General features: G+C 47.1%; 1 protein-coding gene and 2 rRNA genes. All 3 read left to right on the plus strand.

Going from position 1 to position 2,335, the window contains the following annotated elements; genetic code table 11:
- Positions 1–653, plus strand: a 23S ribosomal RNA gene (locus tag ACJMNB_RS05000); the annotation flags it as partial.
- A gap of 106 nt (positions 654–759) precedes the next feature.
- A 5S ribosomal RNA gene (gene rrf / locus ACJMNB_RS05005) occupies positions 760–871 on the plus strand.
- A gap of 249 nt (positions 872–1,120) precedes the next feature.
- The coding region (locus tag ACJMNB_RS05010) for a hypothetical protein (protein WP_405339597.1) at positions 1,121–2,335 on the plus strand (1,215 nt) is incomplete at its 3' end.

Consider the following 2,335-nt stretch of genomic DNA (forward strand, 5'->3'; position numbering starts at 1 on the left):
TGGTGGGTAGTTTGACTGGGGTGGTCGCCTCCAAAAGCGTAACGGAGGCTTCCCAAGGTCCGCTCAGCGCGAATGGCAACCGCGCGAAGAGTGCAGTGGCAAAAGCGGGCTTGACTGGGAGACATACAAGTCGAGCAGGTACGAAAGTAGGGCAAAGTGATCCGGTGGTTCCTCATGGGAGGGCCATCGCTCAAAGGATAAAAGGTACTCCGGGGATAACAGGCTGATCGCTCCCAAGAGCTCAAATCGACGGAGCGGTTTGGCACCTCGATGTCGGCTCGTCACATCCTGGGGCTGGAGCAGGTTCCAAGGGTTCGGCTGTTCGCCGATTAAAGTGGCACGCGAGCTGGGTTCAGAACGTCGCGAGACAGTTCGGTCTCTATCTATTGTGGGCGTTTGAGACTTGAGAGGGGCTGTCCTTAGTACGAGAGGACCGGGACGGACGAACCTCCTGTGCACCGGTTGTGGCGCCAGCCGCACCGCCGGGTAGCAGCGTTCGGACGGGATAAGCGCTGAAAGCATCTAAGCGCGAAGCCCACCTCAAGATGAGGTCTCATTTTAGGGTCGTGTTAGACGAACACGTTGATAGGGCGCAGGTGTAAAGACGGCGACGTCAAAGCCGAGCGCTACTAATAGCCCGAACACTTCACGCAGCACATCCGGATGACAGCACTGCGAGACAGAGCGGTGTCACTGGTGTGAGCGATATTGCACTTGTGTTCTCCTTCAGTCCATGTCGAAAGTGTCTTGAAAGATACACATGGTGACTATAGCACGGAGGTCCACCTCTTCCCATTCCGAACAGAGAAGTTAAGCCCCGTCGCGCCGATGATACTGCATTAGCTTGTGGGAAAGTAGGTCGTCGCCACCCCCTTAAAGGAGCCCTAAAGGCTCCTTTTTTTGTTTACCGTTTACTGTTTACCGTTTAGCGAAGAGAAAAAATTAAACTGTAAACGGTAAACTTTTAAACTAATTTTCATTTGCCATTTAATATTGAAAAAATTATCAAAAAAAATGTTATACTTATTGATATTATTCGTAATTTTGCAGACTAAAAGGAATATCGGTTCTTTGAACTTGTTTGTTATGTTCAAAAACCTCGAAAAACAATGGAGGTATAATGAAAATAATGTTTGCAAGGAAACAGGTTATTATTACTTTTTTAACACTATTTATTAACGCATTAGCGTGGGGACAAGTGACTTTCTCTGGCGGTGGCTCAGGCACCGAAGCAGAACCCTATGTGCTATTGACAAAAGCAGACTGGAACGCATTCGCGGAAAGCGTTAACGCGAAAGAAAACCCAAAAACTTATGAAGGGGAGTATCTCCGCCTTGGGAATGACATCACCGGTATTGATGTGATGGTCGGTTGGTTTACGGGAGGAACGTTCGCATCAGGGAATGAGTTTCGTGGAAATTTTGATGGAGATTGGCATACTTTAACAGTTAGCATTAATGGTAGTACAGATTATTCCGGTCCATTCGGCTGGGTTGACGGCGCAACGATAAGGAACCTGACAGTAGACGGTACAATTACAATTAACAAATCAAGGGAACACGGAGGCGGGATAGTTAGCTGTGTTGAGGACAGGGATGCAGACGGCATACCTACAAATATCATAAACTGTACGAGCAAGGTTACCATTTCATGTGTCAGCAGTGCCGGATATCATGGAGGTTTGGTGGGCTGGCTTTACAGTGGCGGTTTGAATTTTGAGAACTGTATATTCGAAGGCAGCATGACCGGCAACACAAATAATTGTGCCGGCTTTGTGGGAGAAATTGATAATAATCAGCTTACTAAGTCTGTTTGCTATACAAACTGCACACAGGCACATTGGGAGATTGCGCATACAGCAAGCACGGTTTTTGCCACATTCCATCTGCCGACAAATTTTGCACCTCAAATACCGGAAGGCCAAAGAAGTGGTTGGGAGACCGCTTATTACACCCATAAAATAGGTAATGACGGACAAGGCACACTTGCATATTGCGCAAGCAAACCGATTCCTGTGCATTATAATAAGATTTTAAAGCGTTATATAAGGGAGCATATTGGCGATGATAAGGAATTCTATGTTCCAGCAGCCGTTGTAACGGGTATAAATGGTACAGATATATATACCGCCCCGGTTATTCCGACGGTGACATATTACGGCAGAGAGCTTGTATATGGCACAGATTTTACGACCAGTATAAGCAAAGAAGGGAAGACGAGTAATGTGACAGTTTCGGCCAAATCAGGTGGTGATTATTACGGATCGGAGACATTTACCGGGGTAAACGTGCAAAGCATCAGCACATGGGCAGATCTGAAAACCCTGTTGGCAAAT

This window comes from Fibrobacter sp., assembly GCF_045131395.1.
Lineage (GTDB): Bacteria > Fibrobacterota > Fibrobacteria > Fibrobacterales > Fibrobacteraceae > Fibrobacter.